We start from the raw sequence: 4,350 nt of genomic DNA, 5'->3' as shown, positions 1-4,350 counted from the left end.
TCACCATATGGGATGCCGCCGCGCCCGAGCGGAGCCAGATATTCATGTTGGTGGGGACCGCGATCATCATGCCGGTCATCCTTGCCTATACTGGATGGGCCTATTGGGTCTTTCGTGGCAAAGTTGGCACGCACGGCTATCACTGATGAAGTATACGCCCTTTTGGAAGCGGCTGGGATGGATGGCGCTGATCTGGACCGGGAGCGTTGTTGCGCTCGGTGCAGTATCGATGATTCTGCGCTTCTGGCTGAAGCCCTGATATCGACAGGCAGTCAGTTTTCGCCATAAAGGTCGCGCTGCGAACGATCGATCTCGTCAGCATAGCGTTTGCGAACGTATTTTTCGGTCAGCATACCCAAAATCCGTCGATCTTCATCGACAACGGCTAGATCGTCGGCTCCACTCACGTCGAATGCTTCCATGATTGAAGCGATCGACATTTCAGGTGACAGCACGACATTCTGGAGGATAGCCAACTCGGAGATGGCCCGCTCCGCCGAGCCCAAATCTGCAAAGACGGCCGCAGTCGGCACCAGGCCCGCGTAGAGGCCTGATCGGTCCTGCAGGAGTACCCGGCTCGTCGAACCCAACGGGAACTGCTGCCTGAAATCGGACATCGAAAGTGTCGGCAGTGCGGTCGCCGGGGCAGCGCGCATCATCTTGCGTGCCGTCAACGAACGCATCCAGCCAATATCGCGCGCGCTTCGGATCACTTCACCACGCAGGTGCAGGCGCCAGGTCGAGAAGGAGTAACCGAAGCGCTCCCGGACCAGAGCGCTCGAGCACAGCGTTGCGGTGAGCACCACCGCGGTGATGCCGAAATCATGCGTCGCCTCAAGCACCAGAAGGGACATGGTCATTGGCCCTCCGACGACCGCTACGGCCAGCGCCGCCATCCCAACCAGTGCTGCGTCCACCGGCGATAGTGAGACAACCCCGGGGATCAGCATCCATAGCCCGGCAAGAATTTGACCGAGCAAGGCGCCCAAGAAAAGTGATGCAAAAAACAGACCGCCACGAAAGCCGAAGCCCAGCGACACCACGGACGCGAGGCATTTGAGTACAAAAATAAAAGCGAGCGCGCCGATCGCCAGCTCTCCACCGATGGTGAGATGCAGCGCCCCGTGCCCGGCCGAAAGCGCGTGAGGAGAAGCTAGTGCAATCGGGATAAGCAGCGCCCCGCCAACTATCGGCCTTGCCCACTCCGGCAGTGGGGTTCGACGGACGCAAGCTTCCGCAAGTGATACCAAGCGCATAAGTGCGATGCCCACCAATGCGCAAGCGAGACCCAGGATGGCGTAAAGCAGATAGTCCACTGTCTCGAGGCTCTGGCTGCTGGTGGCGGCAATGAGATACGGTGTGGCGCCGAGCGTACGTGCGGTCACGACGGCTGCTAGTGTCGCGGCCACGACGGGAGCGATGCTCGCCGGCGTGTAGGCGCCGATGACGATTTCAAAAGCATAGAAAGCGCCGGTCAGAGGCGCGCCAAACGCTGCACCGATCGCGGCCCCCGCCCCTGCCCCTACCAAAACGCGCAGGTCGTTGCGCCGCAGGTTCAACCATTGGCCGATGAGCGATGCAATGCCGCCTCCGGCCTGTGCATAAGCTGCCTCCAACCCCACCGATGCACCGCAACCGTTGGAAATCAAGGTCTGACCGGATACCAGCATCGTGTCCCGAAAGGGTATGCGCCCGCCATGGAGGGCGTTCGCCTCGACAACGTCGATAGCTGTCCGCTTGTGATTGCGGACAAGGAGAACGATCCCTGCAAGCACCAGGCCGCCTAGCGGCAACGCTAGAAGCCGTACGGGCGGGATGTGCGCAAGACCGCTCAAGCGATCATCGACCTGAAACCCGTAGAGCGTGGACTGGAAAAAATGCGCAGTTGCGCCGAGCATAGCCGCAAGCAGGCCCGCAGCAATGCCAACGCCGACTGCCAAGAGAATGAAGCTGGCTTCACTGGAACGAAAAATACGGCGCGCCGCCGACACGATGCCCGCAGGACGCAAGAAACGCTCACTCATCCCGGATTTCGCAGAGCGCCGTTCTGCTGCGCAAGGACTTTTGGAGGAGGAGCATGCCGAGGATACCATTTGAGCCTGAGTTAGGGAGATGCGAAGGGGCATTTTCCCTTAGAATGGACTATCCTATGAGTCTCGCGGGTCATGCCCAAACCGCGATCTATTTTTCGTCGCTGCATCTCAATCCCGTGCTGGTTCAGATCGGGCCGTTCGCGCTGCGCTGGTACAGCGTCGCCTATATTTCGGGCATTCTACTGGGCTGGTTCTATCTGATCCGGTTGCTCGCCGAAGATGGGGCACCGATGACGCGTGACCAAGCCGACGGCTTGGTAACATGGGTGACGGCGGGCATCATCATCGGCGGGCGTCTTGCCTATGTTCTCTTCTACGACTTGAGCACCTACGTGGCCCAGCCTTGGAAGATCTTCCAGCTCTGGGCGGGCGGCATGTCCTTCCATGGTGGTGCGTTCGGCGTGGCGATCGCAATCATCATATTTGCGCGCAGCCATAGCCTGCGGTGGCTTAGGATCATCGACTATGTCGCGATGTGCGCCCCGATCGGGCTGCTGCTTGGCCGCCTTGCGAATTTTGTAAATGGCGAGCTTTGGGGGCGGCCAACGACTTTACCCTGGGGCATCGTCTTTCCCGGCGGCGGCCCCTATCCGCGCCATCCGAGCCAACTCTATGAAGCTGCGCTCGAAGGGCCCTGTCTGTTCCTGTTGCTCTGGTGCCTGTTCCGTTTCACGAATGCACGCCAGCGTCCCGGCATGCTGAGCGGTGCGTTTGTCCTTGGCTATGGCGTGTTCCGGTTTCTCGTTGAATATGTTCGCGAGCCCGACAGGCAACTCATTGCTTTCACGACAGCGACCGGGCTGCATATGGGGCAATGGCTCTGTATCCCGATGATCGCTGGCGGAACGGCCCTGATGCTTTGGGCCATCCGGCGACAGCCATTGCCGTGCTAGACGAACGCAAGCCGAACCACCAATGCTTCGATCCACTCGACCTGGATCAGCTCGCCACGGCAATCCCGGCGATAGCGAGGCTGATACGGGCGAGGACGACAGGCTTGACGATCCTTCCAAAGACCGGCGTCATCATCAACTTGCGCAGCTTCTCACGCGAGATTCGGAGATCATGCCGTTCCGCCAAATACTCCGCAGCCAGGGTAGGACCAAAATCATGATAATGGGTCCGAACGAGTGCGACAATCTGATCTCTGATGGCATCATCCAAGCGCCGGTTGCCGGGTCGACCAGGGCGGCGCGACACAAGCCCGGATGATCCATCGCCGCCTGCTTTACGCTTCGCCCAGTCTGCACCAGACGATATAATATTCGCCGCTCGTCCAATCCGAGGTGATGATACCGGCCCATCATTCGCATTCCTTGAAAAGGGGAAACCCCATAGAAATCCAAGGAATTCGCACTTCAATCTAGAATCCGCCGCCTACAAAAAACCGGGTTGATAATAATAGATATGTTAAATGAAGGCTGGATTAGGCCGCTGTTTGATACAGTGAAGATGCGACACGGAGAGAATGTAGATATCTGGATATCGTTGCTGACCCATGCTCTTTGGCAAACCCATGTTGATGAAAATGCAAGTTAAGATGGTTGCGAGCTCCCGCAACCAATGTCAGTATAATAACTTCATCATAGCAATATGAACCCAGAACCCCGCAAGCCATACGGCCTGCGGGGCTTTTCTGTATCGCGCAAATTCAGAGATCGTCCCCCGCTGCTCACGAAGCGTATATCAAGGCGCGCTATTCCGCGTTTTACAAAATTGACGATGGCCGAGCCGGAATCCAATCCACAATAATTCGGTTTTAATTTTCAGATATGTAATGAAAATGAGACGAGCGATAAGGCCCCCTGAGGTGGTCCCGCCTTCCTGGACAGGTTTGCGGCAAAGTTAAGCTCAAGCCGGTGTTGTCATGCCGCGAGTTTGGCCATCAGGTCATGGGGGGGCATGCCCCCCATGACCTGATGGGTCGATTTGCCCATATGCCTCTGCCGGGGTTCTGCCGGCAAGGGCGGAATGGGGTCGATGCTGGTTATAGTAGGTGAACCATCGCGCGAGGCCCGCCCGCATTTCGCTTCCGGTCTCGAAGGCGTGGAGATAGACGCATTCGTACTTCACCGATCGCCAAAGGCGTTCAATGAAGACATTGTGCTGGGCGTCAATCAGGATGAGAACCGTGTTGCCTCACGAGAGGATGTTCCCGAGGCATGGTAGCGTTGCCTCATCACAATGCTCCTTACGCTTTCCGGCCCGATCGGACCACCCGGGTTGATCCGTGTGGTGCATAGCGCAGCCGCAGGCG

At 58.1% G+C, this 4,350-nt stretch carries 5 protein-coding genes and 1 pseudogene; 3 read left to right on the top strand and 3 right to left on the bottom strand.

Annotated features, from left to right (window positions below; all coding sequences use genetic code 11):
* The coding region (locus WA070_RS11735; protein ID WP_422632264.1) for a cytochrome d ubiquinol oxidase subunit II at positions 1-146 on the top strand (146 nt) is incomplete at its 5' end.
* Positions 146-259, top strand: a complete 114-nt coding sequence (locus tag WA070_RS11730) for a DUF2474 domain-containing protein (RefSeq protein ID WP_081764090.1) — start codon at positions 146-148, stop codon at positions 257-259. The genes WA070_RS11735 and WA070_RS11730, both read left to right, overlap by 1 nt.
* A 13-nt stretch (positions 260-272) precedes the next feature.
* Here the strand turns inward: WA070_RS11730 and WA070_RS11725 are convergent, their stop codons facing one another.
* Positions 273-2,024 (bottom strand): chloride channel protein, encoded by a 1,752-nt coding sequence (locus WA070_RS11725; RefSeq protein WP_293983404.1) that lies wholly within the window; start codon positions 2,022-2,024, stop codon positions 273-275.
* 125 nt (positions 2,025-2,149) lie between these two features.
* On the opposite strand from WA070_RS11725, the gene lgt reads away from it, so the two are divergent.
* Positions 2,150-2,986: a prolipoprotein diacylglyceryl transferase gene (gene lgt, locus WA070_RS11720; RefSeq protein ID WP_293983401.1), complete on the top strand. Its 837-nt coding sequence runs from the start codon at positions 2,150-2,152 to the stop codon at positions 2,984-2,986.
* 46 nt (positions 2,987-3,032) lie between these two features.
* On the opposite strand, the gene WA070_RS11715 is transcribed toward lgt, so the two are convergent.
* Positions 3,033-3,293, bottom strand: coding sequence for a helix-turn-helix domain-containing protein (locus tag WA070_RS11715; protein WP_293983445.1), 261 nt, complete (start codon positions 3,291-3,293; stop codon positions 3,033-3,035).
* Positions 3,294-3,983: 690 nt separating this feature from the next.
* Positions 3,984-4,196: pseudogene (locus tag WA070_RS11710) on the bottom strand (integrase core domain-containing protein); the annotation flags it as partial.
* Positions 4,197-4,350 lie beyond the last annotated feature (154 nt).

This window comes from Sphingobium sp. (assembly GCF_049304695.1).
In the GTDB taxonomy this organism is placed as follows: domain Bacteria; phylum Pseudomonadota; class Alphaproteobacteria; order Sphingomonadales; family Sphingomonadaceae; genus Sphingobium.
This window is presented reverse-complemented; position numbering and strand designations above follow the sequence as displayed.